10 protein-coding genes are annotated in these 22,808 nt (G+C 75.8%); 2 read left to right on the top strand and 8 right to left on the bottom strand.

The genetic code is table 11. From position 1 onward, the window contains the following. Positions 1-74: 74 nt before the first annotated feature. The 3 genes from ACGFZ2_RS08475 to ACGFZ2_RS08465 form a co-directional block, all read right to left on the bottom strand. A complete protein-coding gene (locus tag ACGFZ2_RS08475) occupies positions 75-806 on the bottom strand; it encodes a Clp protease N-terminal domain-containing protein (protein ID WP_393266974.1) in 732 nt (243 codons plus the stop codon). A 152-nt stretch (positions 807-958) separates the two neighbouring features. Beyond that, complete coding sequence (locus ACGFZ2_RS08470; protein WP_393266977.1) at positions 959-1,159, bottom strand: MbtH family protein; 201 nt, start codon at positions 1,157-1,159, stop codon at positions 959-961. A gap of 163 nt (positions 1,160-1,322) precedes the next feature. Continuing rightward, on the bottom strand, positions 1,323-1,946 hold the full coding sequence (locus tag ACGFZ2_RS08465; protein ID WP_393451504.1) for a TetR/AcrR family transcriptional regulator: 624 nt from the start codon (positions 1,944-1,946) through the stop codon (positions 1,323-1,325). Positions 1,947-2,036: 90 nt separating this feature from the next. Here ACGFZ2_RS08465 and ACGFZ2_RS08460 point away from each other — a divergent pair, with 90 nt between their 5' ends. Next, positions 2,037-2,990, top strand: coding sequence for an ABC transporter ATP-binding protein (locus ACGFZ2_RS08460; protein WP_350702753.1), 954 nt, complete (start codon positions 2,037-2,039; stop codon positions 2,988-2,990). Beyond that, positions 2,974-3,699 (top strand): ABC transporter permease, encoded by a 726-nt coding sequence (locus ACGFZ2_RS08455; RefSeq protein WP_357697216.1) that lies wholly within the window; start codon positions 2,974-2,976, stop codon positions 3,697-3,699. Before ACGFZ2_RS08460 ends, ACGFZ2_RS08455 begins: the two co-directional genes overlap by 17 nt. 1 nt (position 3,700) lies before the next feature. Here the strand turns inward: ACGFZ2_RS08455 and ACGFZ2_RS08450 are convergent, their stop codons facing one another. The 5 genes from ACGFZ2_RS08450 to ACGFZ2_RS08430 form a co-directional block, all read right to left on the bottom strand. After that, positions 3,701-4,855: a hypothetical protein gene (locus ACGFZ2_RS08450; protein ID WP_393451500.1), complete on the bottom strand. Its 1,155-nt coding sequence runs from the start codon at positions 4,853-4,855 to the stop codon at positions 3,701-3,703. Next, positions 4,818-8,030 carry an amino acid adenylation domain-containing protein gene (locus ACGFZ2_RS08445; RefSeq protein WP_393451497.1) on the bottom strand — a complete coding sequence of 1,071 codons (3,213 nt, stop codon included), beginning with the start codon at positions 8,028-8,030 and terminating at the stop codon, positions 4,818-4,820. The genes ACGFZ2_RS08450 and ACGFZ2_RS08445 overlap by 38 nt, the downstream gene beginning before the upstream one ends. Beyond that, positions 8,027-15,103 carry an SDR family NAD(P)-dependent oxidoreductase gene (locus ACGFZ2_RS08440; protein ID WP_393451494.1) on the bottom strand — a complete coding sequence of 2,359 codons (7,077 nt, stop codon included), beginning with the start codon at positions 15,101-15,103 and terminating at the stop codon, positions 8,027-8,029. Before ACGFZ2_RS08440 ends, ACGFZ2_RS08445 begins: the two co-directional genes overlap by 4 nt. 11 nt (positions 15,104-15,114) lie before the next feature. Beyond that, a complete protein-coding gene (locus ACGFZ2_RS08435) occupies positions 15,115-21,141 on the bottom strand; it encodes an amino acid adenylation domain-containing protein (protein WP_393451491.1) in 6,027 nt (2,008 codons plus the stop codon). Then, positions 21,138-22,808: acyltransferase domain-containing protein (locus tag ACGFZ2_RS08430; protein WP_393451488.1), on the bottom strand; the 1,671-nt coding region annotated here is incomplete at its 5' end. The genes ACGFZ2_RS08435 and ACGFZ2_RS08430, both read right to left, overlap by 4 nt.

The raw sequence follows: 22,808 nt of genomic DNA, 5'->3' as shown, positions 1-22,808 counted from the left end.
CACGTCGCCGCCGAGGCGCCCCGGACGCTCGTCGCGGCGGCCCCCGACCGCCGCGACGAGCGTCGACCCTCCCGTCAGCCCTGGACGCCCTTCGCGGCGGCCTCGACCGCCGCGACGAGCGTCGACTCGGCGGTGGCCTTGTCGACGCCGAGGTCGGCGAGCACCCCGCTGCCGTTCTCCAGCTCCAGCAGGGCGAGCAGGATGTGCTCGGTGCCGATGTAGTTGTGGCCCAGCCGCAGCGCCTCGCGGAAGGTCAGCTCCAGCGCCTTCTTGGCCTGCGCGTCGTACGGGATCAGGTCGGGGACCTCGGCCGACGACGGCGGCAGCGCGGCCGTCGCGACCTCGCGCACCCGCTCCAGCGGTACGCCCTGCGCGACGATCGCCTTCGCGGCGAGGGCCTCCGGCTCGCTGAGCAGCCCCAGCAGCACGTGCTCGGAGCGGATCTCGGCATGCCCGCTCGCGCGCGCCTCGTTCTGCGAGGCCATCACGGTGTTGCGGGCGCGCGGGGTGAACCGGCTGAAGCCCTGTTGCGGGTCCAGCGGCGCCTCGGTGGCCTTGGGCACGAAGCGCTTCTGCGCCGCCTGCTTGCTGACGCCCATGCTCCGGCCGATGTCGGTCCACGAGGCGCCGGAACGCCGCGCCTGGTCCACGAAGTGGCCGATCAGGTGGTCGGCGATCTCGCCGAGGTGGTCGGCGACGACGACCGCGCCGGCGAGCTGGTCGAGGGCGTCGGTGTGCGCCTTCTTGATCGCCTGGATGAGGTCGTCGAGCCGGACCGGGTTGCTCATCTGCGTGTGTTCGGTCATGCGTCAACGATAGGTTGACGCATGCTTGTCGTCAACCCTGAGTTGACGATGCCCCGCGGACGACGGCTGACGTGACCGCGGCCGACGGGCCGCGGCGATCCGCCGCCGCACCGGCGCCACCCCCTGCGGCGGGCCGGTGCGGCGACGGCCGGTCAGGCCGCGCTTCCGGCCGTCCGCAGGCTGGCCGGGCGCATGTCCGTCCAGACGCTCTCGATGTGGCTCAGGCACTCCTCGCGAGAGCCGCGGACGCCCACCGCCTGCCACCCGTCCGGCACGGGCCGGTCGGCCGCCCAGATCGAGTACTGCTCCTCGGCGTTGCGGACGACGACATACTGCTCCGCTTCGAAACTCATCCCGCGCCTCCCCGTCACGAACCGGTCACTGAAGATCACTGGTACCGCACGACCCTATCCAGCCGGCACGGCCGGGGCAACGACGGCCTTCACTCGATCCGGCGACGCCGGGCGACGCGGTTTCCCGGCGCCGGCGGCAGCCCCGGCCCATGACGGCGGCGGTTCAGCTCCCGCCGTCGGGGTGCGGCGCGTCGCCCGACAGCGGCCGGACGAGGAGCTCGAACGCCTCGGCGTACCACGTCTCCGGCACCGACTCCGGGTCGACGAGGCGCTGGATGCTCAGCCCGATGTCCAGACCGAGGAGCAGGGTCGCCGTACGGTCCACCAGCACGGGGTCCGGCCCGTCGGCCCGGGCGGCCAGGTGGGCGGCGATCCCGGCGCGGGTGCGGCGCAGCGCCTCGATGTAGCGGGGACGCACCCGCGGATTGCGCATGGCGGCGATCCAGAACTCCATCATCAGCAGCGCGAAGTCGGCGTTCTCCCCGGCCCGGTCGCCGGTCGAGTTGGCCGAGCTGAGGGCGGCGAAGGCCTGCACCATGTCGGACTCACCGGCGTCCACCTGGGTCAGGTCGGTGCCGATGAGGTCCAACTGCCGGTCCAGCAGGGCGAGGATGATGTCCTCCTTGTTGCGGAAGCTGGAGTACACCGCACCCTTGGTCAGCCCGGCGGCCGCGGCGATGTCGTCCAGGGAGGCGGCCGGCCCGCGCTCGGCGAGCAGCCGCTGCGCCGCGTCGAGCAGGCGGTTCCGGTTGTGCCGCTGCCGCTCCTGGCGCCCCATTCGTTCCATCAGGCGACTCTCCCGTCGTTCCGCTTGACCAGAATCTCCGCATTCCGCATACTCGGCGGTATCTGAATACCGACCAGTATCGGAGATGTCATGGTGCTGCGCGTGGACCATGTCTGCAAGGAGTATCGCGGAGGGGTGCGGGCCAACGACGACATCAGCATCCGGGTGAACGCCGGCCAGGTCTACGGCCTGCTCGGCCACAACGGCGCCGGCAAGACCACACTGGTCAACCAGGTCGCCGGGCTGATCAAGCCCACCAGCGGCACGATCCGCATCGGCGACGGCGACCCGGTCGCCGACCCCGGGTTCGCCCACCGGGTCTGCTCGGTGCAGCCGCAGGCCCAGGTGCCGCTGATGGGCGTCACGCCGCGCCAGGCCATCACCCTGGTGGCCCGGATCCGGGGGGCCGGCCGGGCCGAGGCGGCCGCCGCCACCCAGCGACTGCTCGAGGCCCTCGACATCACCGAGTGGGCCGACACCCCGGCCGAGCGCCTCTCCGGCGGCGTCCGTCGCCTCGCCGCGTACTGCCTGGCCGCCGTGCGACCGGGCCAGGTGATCGTGCTCGACGAACCCAGCAACGACGTGGACCCGGTGCGCCGGCGACTGCTGTGGCAGCAGGTCCGGTCGCTGGCCGACGACGGGGCGGCCGTCCTCCTGGTCACCCACAACCTCACCGAGGTCGAGCGGATCCTCGACCGGCTCTCGGTCCTGGCGCACGGCCGGGTGGTCGCCGAGGGCACCGTCGCCGACCTGCGGGCCGGCGCCGGCCCGGCGCTGCGGCTCGACGTCAGCCTGTCGGCCGGCAGCGACGAACCCGCGCCACCGCCGTTCGCCGGGCAGCCCCCGCGCCGGGACCGGCAGCGGCTCGTGTACGCCCTGGACACCGCCGACGCGGTGGCCGCCACCGAGTGGGCGGCCCGCATGCAGGCCGCCGGCACCATCGAGGACTTCTCGCTGTACCCGATGCGGGTCGAGGACATCTACCTCGCCCTCGAAGAGCACCAGACGACCCACGAGGAGGTCGACGATGTCGTGGCTCCGTAGCTACGCCCTGCTGCTGCGCTGGAACGCGCTGCGGCTGCGCTTCCTGCTCCCCCTCTTCGCGATCGTCTCCGCCGGGCTCTCCGTCGGCATCATCGTCGGCTTCGCGTACCTGCTGCCCGACGTCGACGCGACCAGCGCCGCGTTCCTCGCCACCGGCGGCCCCACCATCGGGCTGATCACCGTCGGGCTGGTGATGGCCCCGAACATGGTGGCGCAGAGCAAGTTGCAGGGCAGCTTCGAGTTCGACCAGACGCTGCCCGTCCCACCGCTGGCCTCGGTCGCCGCCGGGGTCACCGTGTGGATCCTGGGCGCGCTGCCCGGGCTCGTGCTGTCGCTGCTGGTCGCCGCGTTCCGCTTCGACCTACGACTGGACCCGAGCCCGCTGGTGATCCTCGCCGCCCTGCTCGTCGCCCTGACCGCCACCACGCTCGGCTACGGACTGGCCCACGCCCTCCCGCCGGCCGCGGTCGGCCTGGTGACCCAGCTCGTCGTCTTCGTCACGCTGATGTTCTCCCCCGTCAACTTCCCCGTCGACCGGCTACCGGGCTGGTTGCAGGCCGTGCACGTCGTGCTCCCGTTCCAGTACATGGCGCAGAGCGTGCGCGAGGCGCTGGTCGGCGGCATCAGCGGCACCCCGTACCTCGTGATGGGCGCGTGGTGCCTGGTCGGGCTGGTGGTGACCTACCGGCTGATCGTCCGGCGGCCCTGACTCACCGGGGGACGACCTCGTACAGCGGGAAATAGCTGTCGAAGGCGTCCCGGGAGTAGGCGTCGGCCAACTGCGGGATGGCGTCGAAGGAGGCCACCGGCTCGTTGATCTCGGGCAACCAGCCGGTGCTCTCCTGCACGTCCCGGATCCGCGCGCAGTCCTGGAACCGCCAGGCGTGGGTGTGCACGTGGATGTGCCGGCCGATGCACTCCACCGCCCGCAGGTTCGACAGCCGCATGCCGTGCTTCCAACCGACGGTGGCGAGCACGCTCTCGCGGGCCAGCGACTGCAACGTCACCCGGTGCAGCCCACCGCCCATGTTGTCCAGGAAGATGGAGACGCCCTGGCCGCCGCTGAGCTCCATCACCCGCTCGACGAAGCGCCGCTTGGAATCCTTGTGCCGGTCCAGCGCGTCCGGGTCGCCGGAGGCCTTCGCCACGTCGTAGTCCAGGTCCGGGAACTCGCGGCGGTCGATCGGGGCGGCGCCGGAGGCGGCGATCGCGGCCAGCCGGGTGTCGCGGCCGGACACCATGGCCGTGCGGAAGCCGTCCCGGCGGGCCAGCTCCAGCTGCGCCCAGACCACGCCGCCGCCCCAGCCGAGGACCAGCGGCGGCTCGTCCCAGTGGTCGTCGACCTGCGCCTCCCAGCAGCGCCGGGCCACCCGCCAGTTGTCCCAGGCGGTGAAGTACCGGGCGAACGGCGCCCAGCGCTCGATCGGGTGGCGGCTCTGCTCCGGCAGGGGCACCAGCAGCCGCGCCTCCGTGACGAACCGCCCGCACAGCAGCCCCGGCGAGCCGGGGGCGTCGTACGCGCAGATCCGCTCGGCGTAGCCGTTGCGGTCGATCACCCCGAACGGGATCCACAGGCACTCCTGGCCCTCGCGCAGACCCCGCACGCCGGGCCCGGCCGCGAGCACCCGGACCACGCCGCAGGTGCCGAGAACGATCTTGTCGTCGCCCCGCTGCCGCGCCACGTCCACCGGGTGCCGGGAGATCGCATGCTCCATGTTGGCTTCCCAGCAGCCCACCAGCGGCTCGACGAGGACCTCGCCCTCCTCGGGCCGGCGCACCGGGATCTGCTCCAGCGTCAGCTGTCCCCGGGTCAGCTCGCTCCCCGGGTCAGTGGCATGCAGCACCCACGCCTTGGTCGTCGCCATCCTGCACCTCCTGATCGTCGTCATCCATCTGGGCGGCCAGTGCCTGTTCCACGGCGGCGGCGAACGCCGTCACCGTGCGGTTCTCGAACACGCTGCGGATCGGCAGGTCGACCTGCCACGCCCGGCGGGCCCGCGACACCACCTGGGTGGCCTTGATCGAGGTCCCGCCGAGCGCGAAGAAGTCACCGTCCGGGCCGAGACCCTCCACCTGGAGCACCTGGCCCCAGAGCGTCGCCACGGCCTGCTCGGTGACCGTCATCTCGGCCCGCGCCTCCTGCTCCCCGGCCAGGTCGCGCGGCGACGGCAGGGCGCGCACGTCGAGCTTCCCGCTGCTGGTCAGCGGCAGCCGGTCGAGCGGCACGACGGCACCGGGCAGCATGTACTCCGGGAGCACCTGCGCGCAGTGCGCGAGCAGCTTCTCCGCGTCCACCCGCGCCGCGCCGGCCGGCACCACGTACGCCACCAGGGTGTCCGGCGTGCCGTCCGAGCCGTCCGAGGCGCGGGCCACCACCGCGCACTCGGCCACGTCGTCGTGCCGGCGCAGCACCGCCTCCACCTCGCCGGTCTCGATCCGCAGGCCGCGTACCTTGACCTGCTGGTCGGTGCGGCCGAGGAAGCGCAGCGCACCGTCCTCCGTCCAGCGCACCAGGTCGCCGGTGCGGTAGAGGCGGGCACCGGACGGGCCGAACGGGTCCGGCACGAACCGCTGCGTGGTCAACTCGGGGCGCCCGGCGTACCCCCGGGCCAGTCCGACGCCACCCACGTGCAGCTCGCCGGGAATGCCGACGCCGACCGGGCGGCCCGAGGCGTCCAGCACCCGGACCGTGACGTTCGGGATCGGCCGGCCGATGGGCGGGGCCTCGTCCTCGGGGCCGCACTCGTGCACCGAGACCCAGATCGTCGCCTCCGTCGGGCCGTACGCGTTGAAGACCCGGCGCCCCGGGGTGCGCCACTGCCGCACCAACGAAGCGGGCAGCGACTCACCGGCGAGGACGAGGGTGCGCAGTTCCGGCAGGGCCGCGACCGGCACGGCCGCCAGGGCCGACGGGGTGATGGTCAGCGCGGTGATCCGCTCCGTGGCGAGCAGGTCCCGCAGGTCCGGCCCCGGCGCCACCCGCTCGGCCGGGGCGAGGTGCAGGGTGGCGCCCGCGCCGAGGGCCATGGCCACATCGAAGACCGACGCGTCGAACGTCGGCGACGCCCACTGCAGCACCCGGTCGTCCGGGCCCAGCCCGAAGAGCGCACGCTGGGCCGCGATCACGTTGCACAGCCCCCGGTGCGGCACGAGCACCCCCTTGGGCCGGCCGGTCGACCCCGAGGTGTAGATGGAGTAGGCCAGGTCGTCGGGACCGGCCGCGGCGGGCAGCCGGTCGTCGGGCAGGTCGGCGTACCGGTTGCGGTGCGCGTCCAACAGGACGGTCTCCACCCCGGCGCGCGGCAGGCCGGCGCGGTGGTGCCGGTCGCTGACCACCACCGCGACGCCGGCGTCGGCGAGGATGTCGGCCAGCCGGGCCGGCGGGTGGTCGGGGTCCAGCGCGACGAAGTAGCCGCCCGCCTTGAGCACGGCGAGCATCGCCACGACCAGTTCCGGGGTACGCCCCAGGCACAGCCCGACCGGCGTGTCCGGGCGCACGCCCAGGCCGCGCAGGTGCCGGCCGAGCTGGTTGGCCCGGCGGTCCAGTTCCCCGTAGGTGACCGACTCGCCGCCGGCCCGCAGCGCGACCCGCTCGCCGCCCAGGTCGGCCTGCTCCTCGACGAGCCCGTGCACGGTCGTCCCGTCCGGGTACGGCGCGGACGTCCCGCTCCAGCCGGCCACCAGGGCGCGCTCGGCGTCGGTCAGCACGTCCACGTCGCGCACCGGCGTGTCCGGCCGCGTCGCCACGGTGTCGGCCACCGTCGCGAGGTGCCCGAGCAGCCGGGCGACGGCGTCGTGGCCGACCCGACGGGGGTCGTAGCCGACCCGGACGGCCAGCCGCTCGCCCTCGGGGATCACCAGCACCGACAGCGGATAGTTGGTCCGGTAGCGGTACTGCCCGTCGCGGATCTCGACCGCGCCGCTGCGCCGGTGCAGCACGCCCACCCCCGGCAGGTTGAGCACCGTCATGATGGTGTCGAACAGGGGCAGGCCCGGGGGCACCTCGCTCCACCGCTGCACCTGCTCCAGCGGGCTGAAGTCGTACCGGCGCAACGTTGCCTGCTCGTGTTGCAGGGCGACGGCCGTGGCGAGGACGGAGCGGGCCGGGTCGAAGCGGACCCGCACCGGCAGCGTGTTGATGAACAGGCCGGCGGTCTGTTCCACCCCCGGCACGTCCGACGGGCGGCTGGACAGCGTGCCCCCGAACACGACGTCGTCGCGCCCGCTGTGCGCCCGCAGGACCAGCGCCCAGCAGGTCTGCAGCAACGAACCGAGGGTGACCTCCCGGCGGCGGCCCAGCTCGCGCAGGGCGGCCACGGTCTCCGCCGGCACGTGCAGCACCTGCTCCGGGTTGTCCCGACCGGACGGCTCCGGGGCGCTGCCGTCCGGTGGGCGGATCCACGCCGGGGTGGTCGAGTCGGTGACGCCGCGCAGCGCCTCCCGCCACGCCTGCCCGGCCGCGTCGAGGTCCTGGGCCCGCACCCAGCCGACGTACTCGTGGAAGGAGGTCGCCGGCCGGGTTTCCAGGGGCCGCCCGCCGGCCAGGGTGTCGTAGTTGGCGAACGCCTCGTCGAGCACCATCAGCGCCGACCACGCGTCCAGCAGCAGGTGGTGGTAGCGCAGGACGAACGTGTAGTCCTCCTCGCCGGTGCGGATCAGGGTCAGCCGGACCAGCGGCGGCTGCTGGACGTCGAACCCCTGGAGCCGGTCGGCGCGCAGCCGCTCCTCCAGCCGCGCCGGCAGGTCCGCGGCGGGCACGTCCCGCCAGTCGAGGGTCTCCATGGGCACCTCGACGTGGTCCCGGACCACCTGGACGGGCTGCTTGATGTCCTCCCAGTGGAACGACGTGCGCAGCACCGCGTGCCGCTGGGTGAGCGCCTGCCACGCCGCGAGCAGCAGGTCCGGGTCGACCGGCCCGTGCAGCCGGTACTCGACCTGGTCGACGTAGAAGGCCGCCCGGGGGTCGGCGAGGCTGTGCGACAGCAGCCCTTCCTGCATGTACGACAACCGGTAGATGTTGTCGACTCCGGGAACGGTCACGGGTTGTCCTTCCTCAGCGTCTCGGGTGCGGTGGGGCGTCCGTTCGGGCGGCCGGAGCTCGCCCCGGCCAGTTGCGCGGCCAGCGCGGTCAGGTCGCTCGCGTCCAGCTCGGCGTCGGCGAAGGCGGCCAGGTCGGCCGGGGTGCGGCGGCCTGTCCCGGCCGACGCCCGCTCCCCGCCCGGCGCGGCGTCGGCGTCCACGCGCCCGCCGCCTCCCCGGTCGCCGGCCGCCCGCTCCTCGGCTTCCCGGTCGTCGGTGGCGACGGCGGCGAGGTCCCGGACGGTCGGGTGGGCGAAGACGTCGGCCTCGGCGATGCGCAGGCCCGCGCGGCGGGCGGCCCCGACCAGCCGGAGGCTGAGGATCGAGTCGCCCCCGAGGTCGAAGAAGTTGTCGGTGACGCCGACCCGGTCGACCCGGAAGATCTCCGCCCAGATCTCGGCGAGGATCTGCTCGCGCGGGCTCTCCGGCATTCGGTGGGGACCGCCCGATCCCGGCCCGGCGGCCCGGGTCGTCGTCGGGGCCGCGTCGACCAGTTCGGCGTAGAGGCCCGGCCGCCACCGCTCCGGCAGGTGCCCGGCGAGCCGGGACCAGTCGGCGTCCGCGACCACCAGGCACGGCGGCCCGGACGCGGACCGGGCCAGCACGTCCAGCCCGGCGGCCGGGTCGAGGGGGTGCAGGCCGAACGCGGCCAGCCGGTCCCGCTCGCGGGCGCCCAGCCGGGCCGCCATCCCGGTCTCCGCCCACGGGCCCCAGGCGATGCTGACCGCCGGCAGGCCGAGGGCGCGCCGGTGGCCGGCGAGGGCGTCGAGGAAGGCGTTGCCGGCGGCGTACCCGGCCTGGCCCGCGGTGCCGACCACCCCGGCCAGCGAGGAGAACAGCACGAAGAAGTCGAGTTGGTCGTGGAGGGTGGCGAGGTGCAGGTGCGCGGCGGCCAGCTTCGGCCGGAGCGGGACGTCGAGGCGGTCGGGCGTCTGCGCGCCGAGCGGGGCGTCGTCGAGGCCGCCGGCGGCGTGCACCACGCCCCGCAGCGGCGGGCCGGCGCGCCTCGCCTCGGCCACCGCCAGGTCCAGCGCGACCGGGTCGGTGACGTCGCAGACCAGGGTCCGCACCCGGTCGTCCCCGGTCGGGAGGGGCTCCGCGCCCTCGACGGTCGTGGCGCCCCGGGACAGCAGCCACACCCGGCCCGCGCCCCGGTCGAGCAGCCAGGCCGCGACCCGGCGGCCGAGGCCGCCGGTGCCGCCGGTGACGAGGTAGCTGCCGTCGGGGTGCACGGGCAGGGTCTCCGGCCCGTCCGCCGGTGCCGGCCGGAGCCGGGGCACCAGCGTCCCCGTCGGGCGGACGGCCTGCTGCGGCGGCGGGGCGGGGGCGGTCAGCGCGGCGAGCACGGCGGCGGCGTCCGCGGCCGGGTCGCCGTCGGGCGCCAGGTCGACCAGGACCACGTCGGCGTCCGGCCGCTCGGTCATCGCCACCCGGCCCAGCCCCCACACGGCGGCGTGGGTGGGGTCGACCGGCCCGGTGTCGTCGGTCTGCTGGCAGCCGCGGGTGACGAGCACCAGCCGGGCCGTCGGGTGCCGGTCGGCCAGGGCGTGCAGCAGGTGCAGCGCGGCGTGCGCGCCGTGAACCTGCCGCTCGTGCAGCGCCCCGGCGCCGCCCGGCACCCCGGGCCCGTCGTCGAGGGGCCACAGCAGGGCGACACCGCGCAGCGGCTCCGGCCCCGGCTCCGCCAGCAGGGCGGGCAACCCGCCGGGGTGGTCGGCGACCGTCGCCGGCCCGACCGACCGGCACGTCCCGCCGCCGTCGCGTACGGCGGCCGCGACCCGGTCGGCGACGCCCCCGCCGTCGGCGAGGAGCAGCCAGCCGCCGGTGGTGTCGGTGGGGCGTTCCGGGGCCGGGTCGGCGGGACGCCAGTCGATCCGGTGGCGCAGCCGGTCGCCGTTCTCGGCCCCGCGCAGCAGCGCGTCCCGGCGGACCCGGCGCAGCCGCAGGCCCTCTACGACCAGGCGGACCCGGCCGGCGGCACGCAGGGTGACGTCGAGGACGAGGTCGTCGCCGTCGGGGGTGGCCGACCGCAGCCGGGCCCGGCAGGTGAGGTCGTCGTCGTCCCCGGCGGCCGTCGGCCCGGGTGCGTACCAGGCGAGCCGGTCGACGCCGACCGGGACGGCCAGCCCGCGTCCGTCGGTCGCCAGGGCCTGCGGTGCGAGGGCCAGGACCAGGCGCAGGCAGGAGTCGAGCAGGCCGGGTTCCGGTCGCGTGGACGGCGGCACGACGCGCGGGCGACGCAGCGTGGCGTCGACCTCGTCGCCGTGCCGCACGACCGACTCCAGCCACCGGTAGCGGGGGCCCAGCCGGTAGCCGGCGGCCCGCATCCGGTCCTCCAGGTCCACCACCTCGGCGCCGGCGGTGTCGCGGGGACGGGCGGGTTCGGCCGGCGCCGGGCCGGCCGGCCGCACGGTGCCGGTGGCGTGCACCCGCCAGCGCCCCGGGTCGGTCCCGGTCGCGCTGACCACCTCGGCGGTCCGCCCGGGGCCGTCCGGCGCGCCGAGCAGCACCTGCACCCGGGCCTGTTCGCCGGCGGTCAGGGTGAGCGGCTCGGGGAAGGCCACGTCGGTGACCTCGGCGGTCGGTTCCCCGTCGGCGGCGGTCGCGGCGAGGATCGCGGCGAGGTGGTTGGCGGCCGAGACGACGGTGGCGCCGAAGAGGCCGTGGTCGGTCAGCCGCTCCGGCAGCTCGGGGCCGACGACCTGCTCGAAGACGCTGCCGGTGAGGGCGGGTGAGCGCAGCCGCTCCCCGAGCGGGCCGGTGTCGGCGGACCGGGCCACCCCGAGGCGGGTGTCGCGCCAGAAGCGGCGCCGCTGGAACGGGTACGTCGGCAGCGGCACCCGCCGGGCGTCCGGGTGCACCCGCTCCCAGGCCACCGGCGCGCCCACGCAGAAGGCGGCGCCGAGGGCGTCCCGGGCCACGGCGCGGTCGCCGCGCCCCCGGCGCATCGCCGGCACCCACCGGGCGCCCCGGGGCACGAGCGCCCCGCGCCGGGCGAGCGTGCCCAGCACCGGGTCGGGGCCCAGCTCCAGCACCAGGCCGCAGCCCAGCTCGCCGAGGCGGCCCACCGCCTCGGCGAAGCGCACCGGCTCGCGGGCGTTGCGGCACCAGTAGTCGGCGTCCATCGGCCCGTCGAGCAGCCGCCCGGTCACCGTGGAGACCACGTCCACGCGCGGCTCGGCGGGCCGGACCCGGGCCGCCTCGGCGGCGAGTTCGGCCAGGACCGGGTCCATCAGCGCCGAGTGGAACGCGTGCGACACCCGCAGGTCGCGGTGCCGGACACCGGCCTCGTCCAGGGCCCGCGCCACGCTCTCGACGGCGCCGGCCGGGCCCGACACGACGGTCTCGGCCGGGCCGTTGTACGCCGCCACGGACACCTCGGGGTGCCGGGCCAGCACGGCCTCCGTGGCCGCCCCGTCCGCCGCGATGGCGAGCATCCGGCCGCCGGCGGGCAGCGCGTCCATCAGGCGGGCCCGTACGGCCACCAGCCGGAGCGCCTCGTCCAGCGGCAGCACGCCGGCCACGCACGCCGCGGCGTACTCGCCGACGCTGTGGCCGAGGACGACCGCCGGCTCCAGGCCCCAGGAACCCCAGAGCCGGGCCAGGGCGTACTCGACGGCGACGACCGCCGGCTGGGTCCAGCCGGTGCGGTGCAGCAGCTCACCGCCGTCGTGGAGCACCCGAACCAGGTCGTCGCCCAGGTGCTCGCCGAGGATGTCGGCGCACTCGCGCAGGGCGGCGCGGAACACCGGCTCGGTGTCGTACAGCGTCCGGCCCATGCCCGGGTACTGGCAGCCCTGGCCGGGGAAGACGAACGCGATCCGGGGGGCGCCGCGGACCTCGCCCTCGACGAGGTCGTCCGCCCGGCCCCGGGCGTACCGGTCGAGGTGGTGGCGCAGCTCCTCCCGGTCCGCGCTGGTGACGGCCAGGCGGTGCCGCAGCGGGGCGCGGAACCGGGCGGCGGCGGCGCAGACGGCCGGCGCGGGGAGTTCCGGGTGCCGGTCGAGGTGGGCGGCGTAGCGTCCGGCGAGGGCCCGCAGCGCGGCGGGCGACCCGGCGGACAGCGGCAGCAACAGGGCGTCGCCGCTGCCGGCGCCGCTTCCCTCGCCGCCCGCCGGCTCCGTCGCGGGACGGTACTCGGCCAGCAGGACGTGCGCGTTGGTGCCGCCGATGCCGAACGAGCTGACCCCGGCGACCCGGGGCCGGCCGTCCGGGCCCTCCGGCCAGGGTCGGCCGGTGGTGGCCACCGACAGGGGCAGGTCGTCCCAGGGCAGGCGGGGGTTGGGGGTGCGGAAGTTCAGGTGCGCGGGGATCCACCGGTGCCGCAGCGCCAACACCGTCTTGATCAGGCCGACCACCCCGGCCGCCGCCTCCAGGTGACCGATGTTCGTCTTCACCGAGCCGACCACCAGCGGTTCGCGCCGGTCCCGGCCCAGCACGTCCGCGGCGGCACGCAGCTCGATCGGGTCGCCGAGCGGGGTGCCGGTGCCGTGCGCCTCCAGGTAGCCGACGTCGGCCGGGGCGAGACCGGCGGCGCGGAGCGCGTCGGTCAGCAGTTCCTGCTGGGCGGTGCCGTTCGGCACGGTAAGGCCGCTGCTGGCGCCGTCGTGGTTGACGGCGGACCCGGCGAGCACGGCGTGGATGTCGTCGCCGTCGGCGATCGCGTCGGAGAGCCGCTTGAGCACCACCATCCCGGCGCCCTCGCCCCGGGAGTAGCCGTCCGCCGCCGCGTCGAAGGTCTTGCACCGGCCGTCCGGGGCGAGCGCGCCGGCACGGCAGAGGAACAGGGTGATGTCCGGGGCGAGCATCAGGTGCGCGCCGCCGGCCAGCGCCAGGTCGCACTCGCCGGCCCGCAGCGCCTGGGCGGCCAGGTGCACGGTGACCAGTGACGACGAGCAGCCGGTGTCGACCGCCATCGACGGCCCGCGCAGCCCGAGCACGTACGACAGCCGCCCGGCCGCCACGCAGAAGAGGTTCCCGGTGCCGGTGTAGCCGTCGATCCGGGCCGGATCGGCGATCTGGAGTCCCTTGTAGTCGTCGATGGACAGGCCGGCGAACACGCCGCTGCGCGTGCCGCGCAGCCGGTCCGCCGGCATCCCGGCGTGCTCCAGCGCCTCCCAGGCCACCTCCAGCAGGAGCCGCTGCTGGGGGTCCATGCTCTCCGCCTCCACGGCGGAGATGCCGAAGAAGTCGGCGTCGAAGGTGTCCACGGTGGGCAGGAATCCGCCGCGGTGGGCGTAGATGGTGCCCGGTTCGAGGGGGTCGTCGCCGTGCAGCGCGTCGACGTCCCAGCGGTCGCGGGGCACCGGGGCGGTGGCGTCGACGCCGTCGCGCAGCAGCCGCCAGAACTCGTCCGGGCCGTCGGCGCCGGGCACCCGGCAGGCCATGCCGACGACGGCGATCGGCTCGTCGGCCGCCGGAACCGGGCCCGTCCGGACCGGGGTCGCCGCCGGCCCGGACGCCGGCGGGTCCCCGTCGCCGCCGCCGAGCCGGGCGGTGAGGTGGGCGGCGAGGTCGGCGACGGTCGGGTGATCGAACGCCACCGTCGGCCCCACCGGGACGTGCGGACGCAGCTCGGCGGCGAGCCGCTCGGCGAGGCGGACGGCGGTCAGCGAGTCGAAGCCGAGGGCGAACAGTCCCGCGTCGGCGGGGATCTCGGAGCGGTGGCGGCCCAGCACCTCCGCCGCGCGGTCGACGACGTACTCCCGGACCCGGTGGCCGAGCCCGGCCGGGCTGCCGGCGCGGAGCCGGTCGACGACCGACGACCCGACGGACACCCGCTCCGGCTCCGCGGCCGGGGTGCCGGCGGCCCGGGTCACGGCCGGCAGCGCGTCCCAGGCCACGGGCAGGCCGGCGAGGTAGAGGTCGGCGGCCAGCGCGTGGACCGCCTCGGCGGCGTCCCGGTCGGGGCGCAGCGAGCCCAGCACGGTGGTGCCGGGCCGTCCGCCCAGGCACTGCAGCAACGCCGTGCGCAGCACCGGCGTGGGGCTGATCTCCAGGTGGACGGCGGTGTCGGCGCGGGCCACCGCGTCGAGGAAACGCACCGGCCGGCGGGACAGCATCCCCCAGTGCTCCGCGCCCAGCCGGTCGCCACCGACCAGGTCGCCGTGGACGGTGGAGACCATGTCGGTGGTGGTGGGGCCGTTGCGCAGCAGCGGCCGCAGGTCCGCCACCAGCTCCCCGGTGAACGGCTCCATCTGGGGGCTGTGGAAGGCGTAGTTGATGCCGAGGTCGCGGTGGAACACGCGGTCCGCGGCCAGCCGCGCCACGGCGGCGTCCAGGGCGGACCGCTCCCCGGAGAGCACCACGCTCGCCGGGCCGTTGACCGCCGCCAGCGACAGCCCGGCGGGCAGGTCGGCGAGCAGCCGGGTGGCCTGCTCGGCGGAGAGACCGACGGCGAGCATCCCGCCGCCGCCGGTCGCCCGCTGCAACATCCGGCCCTGGTGGTACGCGACCGCCATGGCGTCCTCGACGCCCAGCGCCCCGGCGGCGTACGCGGCGGTGATCTCGCCAAGGCTATGCCCTATCACCACGTCGGGTCGTACGCCGAGGCTGTCCAGCAGCGCGAGCAGGCCGATCTCCACCGCGACGATCGCCGGCTGGGCGACGGCGGTCTCGGTGAGCCGGCTCGCCCCGGCCGGCCGGCGGATCTCCTCGGTGACGGACCAGCCGCCGAGCGCGCGCACGGCCGCGTCGCACCGGTCCAGGGCGTCCGCGTACGGGGCGCATCCGGACAGCCCGTCGCCCATGCCGGGCCACTGGGTGCCCTCACCGGAGAACACCATCGCCAGGCGCGGGGCGTCGGTGCCGGTGGCCGTGCGTACCCCGTCGGTGGGTTCCCCGGCGGCGGCGGAGCGCAGCGCGGCCACCAGCGCCGCCCGGTCCCCTCCGGTGGCGACCAGCCGGTGCGCCGCGCCCGCCGGGGCGCCCTGCGCGGTCGGCTCCGCCCCGGCGGCCAGCCGGTCCGCGGCCTCGGCGGCCCGGCGGCGCAGCGCGTCGGCGTCGGCGGCGCCGATCGGCACCATCCAGGACATGGGCACCTCCGTCACCGTGGTTCCACCGCCGCCGGGACGGGGAACGGCGTGTCCTTGATCTGGAGGCCGCCCAGCTCACCCTCCACCAGCAGCACCTTCGCGGCGGCGGGCGGCGCGGGCGGCCGGAGCACCTCGGCGACCGGCCGGTACGGGTCGGCGGTGATCGCCGCGAGCGTCGCCACGAGGTCGTCGAGCACCCGGCCGGCGGCCTCGTCGGTCAGCAGGTCCCGGTGGTACGACAGGATCAGTCCCAGCTCCACCCCCGGCATCACGTCGAGCCGGAACGGCTCGGCCAGCCGGCTGAAGAACGTCGGGACCCGCTCGGTGGAGCCGAACAGGGTGGGGTCGAGGTTCTGGAAGACCAGGTACGCGTCGAACATCGGCTCGTCCGCCGGCCAGCCGGCCCACTCCGCCACCCGCTCCGGCGCCACGTACTGGTGGTGGGCGGCGTCGGCGCCGACGGTCATCACGTGCGACAGCAGGTCGACGACGGGCCGGTCCGGCGCGGGCAGCCGCACCCGCATCGGCAGCACGTTCATCGTCGGCCCGGTCAGGTCCTCGACGCCCGGCAGGTCCGCGGGGCGGCCGTTGAAGAAGACCCCCAGGGTGGCCTCGTCGCGGCCGGCATAACGGGCGAGCAACGCCGCCCAGGCGGCCTGGACCAGCGTGTTCGGGGGCATCCGCAGCCGCTGCGCGGTGTCCCGCAGCGCCTCGGTGACGCGCGCGTCCACCTGCATGTGCTGCCGGGCGTAGCCGTGCCGGTCCCCGGCCCGGTTGTCGGGGGCGGACGCGGCCAGCAGGGTGGGCGACCACCCGCCGGCGAACATGTCCCGCCAGAACGCCGGTGTGTCGGCCGGTACGCCGCGCCGGCGCAGCCAGTCGACGTAGCGGCTGAACGGCACGTCCGTGCCGGCCTGCGGGGTCTCGCCGGCGAGCAGGCGGTGGTATTCACCGATGACGTCGCTGAGGAAGACGCTGAGGCTCCAGCCCTCCATCCGCAGGTAGCTGAAGCTGAACACGGTCCGGTAGGCGTCCTCGTCGACCTTGGCCAGGAAGAGCCGGATGCCGGCGGGGTCGTCGGGGGCGCAGCCCACCGCCTGGTCCTCGCGGAGGAACCGGGCCAGCGCCGTGTCCTGCTCGGTGGCGGTGAGCCCGGTCCAGTCCTCGTACCGGGAGGGCAGCTCGACGTCGCGTCGCACCACCTGGAGCGGCTCGTCCAGGTCGGCCCAGACGAACATGGTCCGCAGCAGGGCGTACCGGCGGGCCAGCCCCGCCCAGCAGCGGCGCAGCAGGTCCACGTCGATGGGGCCGCGCAGGGTGTCGACGCGTTGCACCAGGAACTCGCCGGGACGCGGGTCGGCGACGAGCCGGCGCAGCATGTGCGCCTGGTACGGGGCCAGCGGGAAGACCTCCGCCACGTCGGCGTCGGCCAGCAGCCGCTCCCGGTGGGCCCGGTCGCGCTCCGACAGCCCCCAGTCGCCCGGCGACTCCGGGGCGGGCCCGTCGACGGTGCCGCCCTCGGCGAGTCGGGCGTCGGCGACCGCCGCGAGTTCCGCCACCGTCGGGTGCGCGAAGAGGTCGCGGGGCACGAGCGGCAGGCCGGCCCCGTTGGCCCGGGCCATCACCCGGATGCCCCGGATCGAGTCGCCGCCCAGCTCGAAGTAGTTGGCGGTGGCGCTCACCCGTTCCAGGCCGAGGACGGACGCCCAGATGTCGGCGACGAGCTGTTCGGTGCCGTCGGCCGGCGGGACGTGCGCTCCCCGGTCCCGGGCCGCCACCGGCGGCGGCGCCGGCAGGTCCGACCAGTCCACCTTGCCGTTGAGGCTCAGCGGGATGCCGGGCACCGGGACGAACACCGCCGGCACGGCGTAGCGCGGGATCCGGTCCTTCAGGTGCGCCCGCCAGCGCGGGCCGAGTTCGCCCATCAGCCGGTCCTGGCGGGGCCAGTTCGCGAGCGCGCCGCCGCGCGCCGGGGGCGCCGGCGGCCACGACGGGCGCACGTCGGCGCGGTGGAACAGGGCGTCGATCCGGGTCGGGTCGGCGGCCGACGGGGCGACGACGACGTCCACGCCCAGCTCGTCGGCGAGCCGGTACAGCTCGTCGGGGTCGACGCCGGGCGGCTCCCGGTCGACCCGGGCGCGCAGCTCGCCCACCGTCCGGCAGGCGCCGTCGCCGGCCCGCAGGACGGCGATCTCGCGGAGGCGGCCGTTGGGTATCCCGGTCACGGCGACCACCGCCTCCTCCCGGAGCCGGTCGCGCAGCCGGCCGGCCAGGTCGCCCTCCCAGCCGAGGGGGTCGGCGGCCGGCTCCGGTGCGGCCGGGCCGTCCGCCGCCGGGTCGGCGGCGACGCGGACGACCACGTCGTAGCGGAACCGGCTCAGCTCGTTGTCGTAGCCGCCGCGCTTGAGCCGCACCTCGACGGCGGCGACGTCGGGCAGGGTGTCGCCGAGGCCGGTGAACAGCGCCGGGTCCAGCGCCAGCTCCTCCTCCTGCCACGTCCGGGCGGCCGCCCGGGCGAGCACCACCGCCGGGTCGGCGTCCGGGTCAGCCCGGTGCAGTTCCACCGAGCGGTGGAAGTCGGCCAGCAGGGGCAGGCTGCGGACGTCGCCGACGACGATCCGGCCGCCCGGGGCGACCAGCCGGCGGGCCTCCGCCAGCACCTGCCGCAGGTAGTCGGCGTCCGGGAAGTACTGCACGACCGAGTTCAGCAGCACGGTGTCGAAGGACCCGGCGGGCAGGTCCGCCAGCTCGTGCGCGGCCCGTTCGTCGAGGGTCACGCCCGCCAGGCCGCGGGCCCGGACCTCGGCGCGGACCTGGCCGAGCGCGAACCGGGAGATGTCGGTGCCGTGGTACGACGCGGCGTGCGGCGCGATGCGCAGCAGGAGCAGGCCGAGCCCGCAGCCCACCTCCAGGACCCGGCCGGGCGGCTCCGCCAGGGCCAGGGCGACGGTCTCGTCGACCCACCGCCGCATCTCGTCGGGCGGGATCGGGGCGCCGGTGTAGCTGCTGTTCCAGCTGGAGAAGTTGCTGTCCGCCGCGTCGGCCGTCTCCGGCTCGGTGTACGCCTCGTCGAAGACCCGCGCCCACTGGTGCACGGTGCCGTCGACGTCGCCGGTCGCCGGGGGCTCGTCCGGGGTCACCGGCGCGGCCGGCTCCGGCTGCTCCCCGGAGCGGGGCACCACGTACGCCACGAGCTGGCCCTCGCCGGCCTCCCCGCCGGCGGCGTCGCGGCGCACGGTGACCACCGCGTCCCGGACGGTGGGATGCTCCCGCAGGGCCGCCTCGATCTCGCCCAGCTCGAAGCGGATCCCCCCGAGCTTGACCTGGAGGTCCTCCCGACCGAGGTAGGACAGGGTGCCCCCGGGCCGCCACCGGACGATGTCGCCGGTGCGGTACATCCGGGCGCCGGGGCGGTCGGTGAACGGGTCGGGGACGAAGCGCTCGGCGGTCAGCGCGGGCCGGCCCTGGTAGCCGCGGGCCACCTGGATGCCACCGATGCACAGCTCGCCGGGCACGCCGACCGGCACCGGCCGGCCGGCCGGGTCCAGCACGTAGACGCTGGTGTTGTCGACGGGGGCGCCGATCGACACGTCGGTGGCGTCCTCCCCCGGCGGGCACCGGTAGGCGGTGACGTCCACGGCCGCCTCGGTCGGGCCGTACAGGTTGTCGAGCCGGGCGGGCAGCCGCTCCTGGAGGCGGCGGACCAGGTCGCGGGGCAGCGCCTCGCCGCTGCACACCACCCGGCGCAGCCCGGTGCAGGTGGCCGAGCGCGGCTCGTCGAGGAAGAGCCGGAGCATCGACGGTACGAAGTGGACGGTGGTGATCCGCTGGTCGTTGATCAGGTCGACCAGGTAGCCGGGGTCGCGGTGCCCGTCGGGGCGGGCCATGGTGACGGTCGCGCCGACCAGCAGCGGCCAGAAGAACTCCCACACCGAGACGTCGAAGCTGGCGGGGGTCTTCTGCAGCACCGCCTCGCCGGCGGTCAGCTCGAAGCGGCGCTGCATCCAGCGCAGCCGGTTCACCACGGCGCGGTGGCTGTTCATCACCCCCTTCGGCATCCCGGTGGAGCCGGAGGTGTAGATGACGTACGTCAGGTCGTCCTCGGTGACCCCGCTGGGCGGGGCCTGCTCGGGCTCCTCGGCGCAGTCGTCGCGGTGCAGGTCGATCACCGGCGGCGCGTCGGCGGGCAGCACCTCCCGCCCGCCGTCGCCGGTCAGCACGATCTCCGCGCCGCAGTCGGCGAGCAGGTACGCCAGCCGCGCGGGCGGGTGCTCCGGGTCCAGCGGCACGTAGCAGCCGCCGGCCTTGAGCACGCCCAGCAGCGCCACCAGGAGTTCCGGCGAGCGGTCGAGGCAGACGGCGACCCGGCTGTCCGGCCCCACCCCGTGCCGCCGCAGCCGGTGGGCCAGCCGGTTGCCGCGGCGGTCCAGCTCGGCGTAGGTCAGCGACCGGTCGTCGAGCCGGACGGCGACGTTCCCGGGGGTGCGCCGGACCTGCTCGGCGATCAGCTCGTGCAGGACGCGCGGCGCGGGTTCCGGGGCGGTGGTGTCGTTCCACGCCCGCAGGACCCGGTCGCGCTCCTCGTCGTCGGTCAACTCCAGCCGGGACAGCGGGGCGTCGGGGTCGGCGCAGACCTGGTCGAGCAGGCGCAGCAGGCTGGCCAGGAACCGCTCGACGGTGTCCCGGTCGAACAGGTCGGTGGCGTACTCCAGCCCGCCGGGCAGCGTGTCCCCGGCGTCCGCCAGGGACAGCCACAGGTCGAACTTCGCCGACCCGGTGTCGCCCTCGACCAGCCCGACGAGCTGGGTGTCGGCGGTCAGGTCTACCCGGGGTGGCGGGGTGTTGTTCAGCGCGAGCATCACCTGGAACACCGGGTTGTGGCTGGTGCTGCGCTCGGGTTGCAGCTCGTCGACGAGCTTCTCGAACGGCAGGTCCTGGTGGGCGAAGTCGGCCGACACGTCGGCGCCGACCCGGGCCAGCAACTGCCGGAAGGTCGGGTCGCCGGTGACCGTGGTGCGCAGCGCGAGGGTGTTGGCGAAGAAGCCGAACAGGTCCTCCAGCTCGGGGCGGTTGCGGTTGGCCACGGGCGTGCCGACGACCACGTCGGGCTGCCCCGACCAGCGGGAGAGCACCACCGTGAAGGCGGCGAGCAGCGCCATGAACAGCGTGCTGTCGGTGCCGGCGCAGAGCGCGCGCAGCCGCCCGGTGAGCCGCTCGTCGACGGTGAACCGGAGGGTGTCGCCGCGGAAGCTCTGCACGGTGGGCCGGGGCCGGTCGGTGGGCAGCTCCAGCAGCGCCGGGATCCCGGCGAGGCGGTCCCGCCAGTAGCGCACCTGCCGGGCCAGCGTCGGCCCGGACATCTGGGCCCGCTGCCAGACCGCGTAGTCGGCGTACTGGAGCTTCAGCTCGGGCAGCCGGGGCGTGCCGCCGCTGACCAGCGCGGAGTAGCACTCGGCCAGCTCCCGGGAGAACACCCGTCCCGACCAGCCGTCGGCGATCAGGTGGCTCCAGTTGACCAGGAAGACGTGCCGGTCCGGGGCGAGCCGGAACAGCCCGAACCGGACCAGCGGCCCGACCGCGAGCACGAAGGTCCGCCGGGCCTCCTCCTGGAGGGCCTGGCGTACGCGCTCGTCGCGCTCGGCCTCGCTCAGCCCGGTCAGGTCGGTCACCGGCAGGTCGACGGCTGCGGGCGGCGAGACCACCTGCACCGGCTCGCCGTCGGCCTCCCGGATGGTGGTGCGCAGCGCCTCGTGCCGGTCGACGATGCGCTGCACGCTGTCCCGCAGCGCCGCCACGTCCAGCGGCCCGCGCAGCTCGACCGCCATCGGCGTGTTGTACGCCGGGCTGTCCGGCACCATGCGTTCGAGGAACCAGAGGCGCTGCTGGGAGAAGGAGAGCGGGGCGGGGCCGCCGTCGCCCCGGCGGGGGATCTCGTCGCGGTTGCCGCGCCGCCCCTTGGACCAGGCCGCCAACAGCGCCTGCTTGGCCGGGGACAACGCCTGGGCGGGGCGCGCCCCGCGCTGCTCGTCGACGGTCATCGCGCGGCCCCGTCCGACTCGGCGCGGTCCGCCCCGGGCGCGGGGGCGCCGTCCGGCCCGGGGGCGGGGTCCGCGTCCTGGAGGGCGCGGATGATGGTGGCCTGGGCGGCGACGGTGTGCGCCTTGAACAGCTCCTCCAGCGGCAGGTCCACCGAGAAGCGTTCCCGCAGCCGGGTGACCAGGCGGGTGGTCAGCAGGGAGCTGCCGCCGAGGGCGAAGAAGTTGTCGTGCACGCCGACGGTCTCGAAGCCGAGCAGCTCGCGCCAGGCGGCGGCGATGGACTCCTCCAGGTCGTCGCGGGGCTCGACGTACTCGGTGGTCAGGTGGGGGCGCTGGTGCAGGGTGCTGCCGAGATCCACGTCGAGGCTGGTCGGGCCGGCGTCCACCGGCTCCGGCGCCCGACGCAGGGCGACCGAGTCGTCCTGCACCGGCACGGGGCCGTCCTCCGGCACGTCGATCCAGTAGCGGCGGCGCTCGAACGGGTAGGTCGGCAGGGACACCCGGCGGCAGGGCTGGCCGGCCGCGAAGGACTCCCAGTCGACGTCCACGCCGGACTCCCAGAGCCGGGCCAGGGTCGCCAGCAGGAACGCCTGGTCGGGCTGCGAGTCGCGGGGGTGGCGGACGGACGGCAGGACCGGCGGGGCCGCGCCGTCGCCGTTCGCCCCCACCAGCGCGCCGAGCACCGTGCCGGGGCCGACCTCGACCAGCATCCGGTCGGCGGAGCCGGCGAGCAGGGTCCGCACCCCGTCGGCGAAGCGGACGGTGCCGCGCAGGTGCCGCACCCAGTAGTCGGGGTCGGTGGCCTCGGCCGGGGTGATCCAGGTGCCGGTGACGTTGGAGACGTACGACAGCGACGGCTCGCGCAGGGTGAGGCCGGCGACGTGGGCGCGGAACTCGTCGAGCACCGGCTCCATGGCCACCGAGTGGCCGAGGGTCTGCACGTGCAGCCGGCGGAAGTCCACCCCGTCGGCGGCGAGCCGGTCGGCCAGCTCCTGCACCGGCTCCACCAGGCCGGAGACGGTGCACTGACCGGGGGCGTTCACCGCGGCGATGGAGAGTTCCGGCCCCAGCCGGGCGGCCAGCTCCTCCTCGGGCAGCGAGACGGCGAGCATGGCGCCGCCGGGCAGCCGGTCGATGAGCTGGCCGCGCAGGGCCACGGTGTCGATGGCGTCGGCGAGGTCGAAGACGCCGGCCAGGCAGGCGGCCACGTACTCGCCGCTGCTGTGCCCGAGCATCGCGTCCGGGCGCACGCCCCACGACTGCCAGAGCACGGCCAGGGCGTACTCCACCGCGAACAGCGCGGTGGTGACCCCGGCGGACGTGCCGAGGAACTCCTGGACGGCGCGGTCGCCGTCGGGGGCGCGGACCACGTCGCGCAGGTCGAAACCGAGCCGGGCGAGGGCCAGGTCGGCGCAGCGGTCCAGGTGCTCGGCGAAGACCGGCTCGGTGGCGTAGAGCTGGCGGCCCATGCCGAGGTACTGGCTGCCGCCGCCGGGGAAGAGGAAGGCGACCTTGCGGCCGGGCCGGAAGTCGACGGTGCCGGTCGGGGGCGCGGTCAGCGCGGCCGCGGCCTGGGTGGCGTCGCGGCAGACCACCGCCCGCCGCCGCTCGAAATGCCGACGACCCACCTGCAACGTGTACGCCACATCAGCCAACCCCACGCCACC

Source organism: Micromonospora sp. NPDC048063, assembly GCF_043202855.1.
In the GTDB taxonomy this organism is placed as follows: domain Bacteria; phylum Actinomycetota; class Actinomycetes; order Mycobacteriales; family Micromonosporaceae; genus Micromonospora.
Note: the sequence above shows the minus strand (reverse complement) of the source record. Positions and strands in the feature narration are given on the sequence as shown.

What these genes read in the sequence shown, in the direction of transcription:
- ACGFZ2_RS08475 (WP_393266974.1), bottom strand. Translation starts at nt 806, where the DNA reads ATGACCGAACACACGCAGATGAGCAACCCGGTCCGGCTCGACGACCTC.
- ACGFZ2_RS08470 (WP_393266977.1), bottom strand. Translation starts at nt 1,159, where the DNA reads ATGAGTTTCGAAGCGGAGCAGTATGTCGTCGTCCGCAACGCCGAGGAG.
- ACGFZ2_RS08455 (WP_357697216.1), top strand. Translation starts at nt 2,974, where the DNA reads ATGTCGTGGCTCCGTAGCTACGCCCTGCTGCTGCGCTGGAACGCGCTG.
- ACGFZ2_RS08435 (WP_393451491.1), bottom strand. Translation starts at nt 21,141, where the DNA reads ATGACCGTCGACGAGCAGCGCGGGGCGCGCCCCGCCCAGGCGTTGTCC.
- ACGFZ2_RS08465 (WP_393451504.1), bottom strand. Translation starts at nt 1,946, where the DNA reads ATGGAACGAATGGGGCGCCAGGAGCGGCAGCGGCACAACCGGAACCGC.
- ACGFZ2_RS08450 (WP_393451500.1), bottom strand. Translation starts at nt 4,855, where the DNA reads ATGGCGACGACCAAGGCGTGGGTGCTGCATGCCACTGACCCGGGGAGC.
- ACGFZ2_RS08440 (WP_393451494.1), bottom strand. Translation starts at nt 15,103, where the DNA reads ATGTCCTGGATGGTGCCGATCGGCGCCGCCGACGCCGACGCGCTGCGC.
- ACGFZ2_RS08460 (WP_350702753.1), top strand. Translation starts at nt 2,037, where the DNA reads ATGGTGCTGCGCGTGGACCATGTCTGCAAGGAGTATCGCGGAGGGGTG.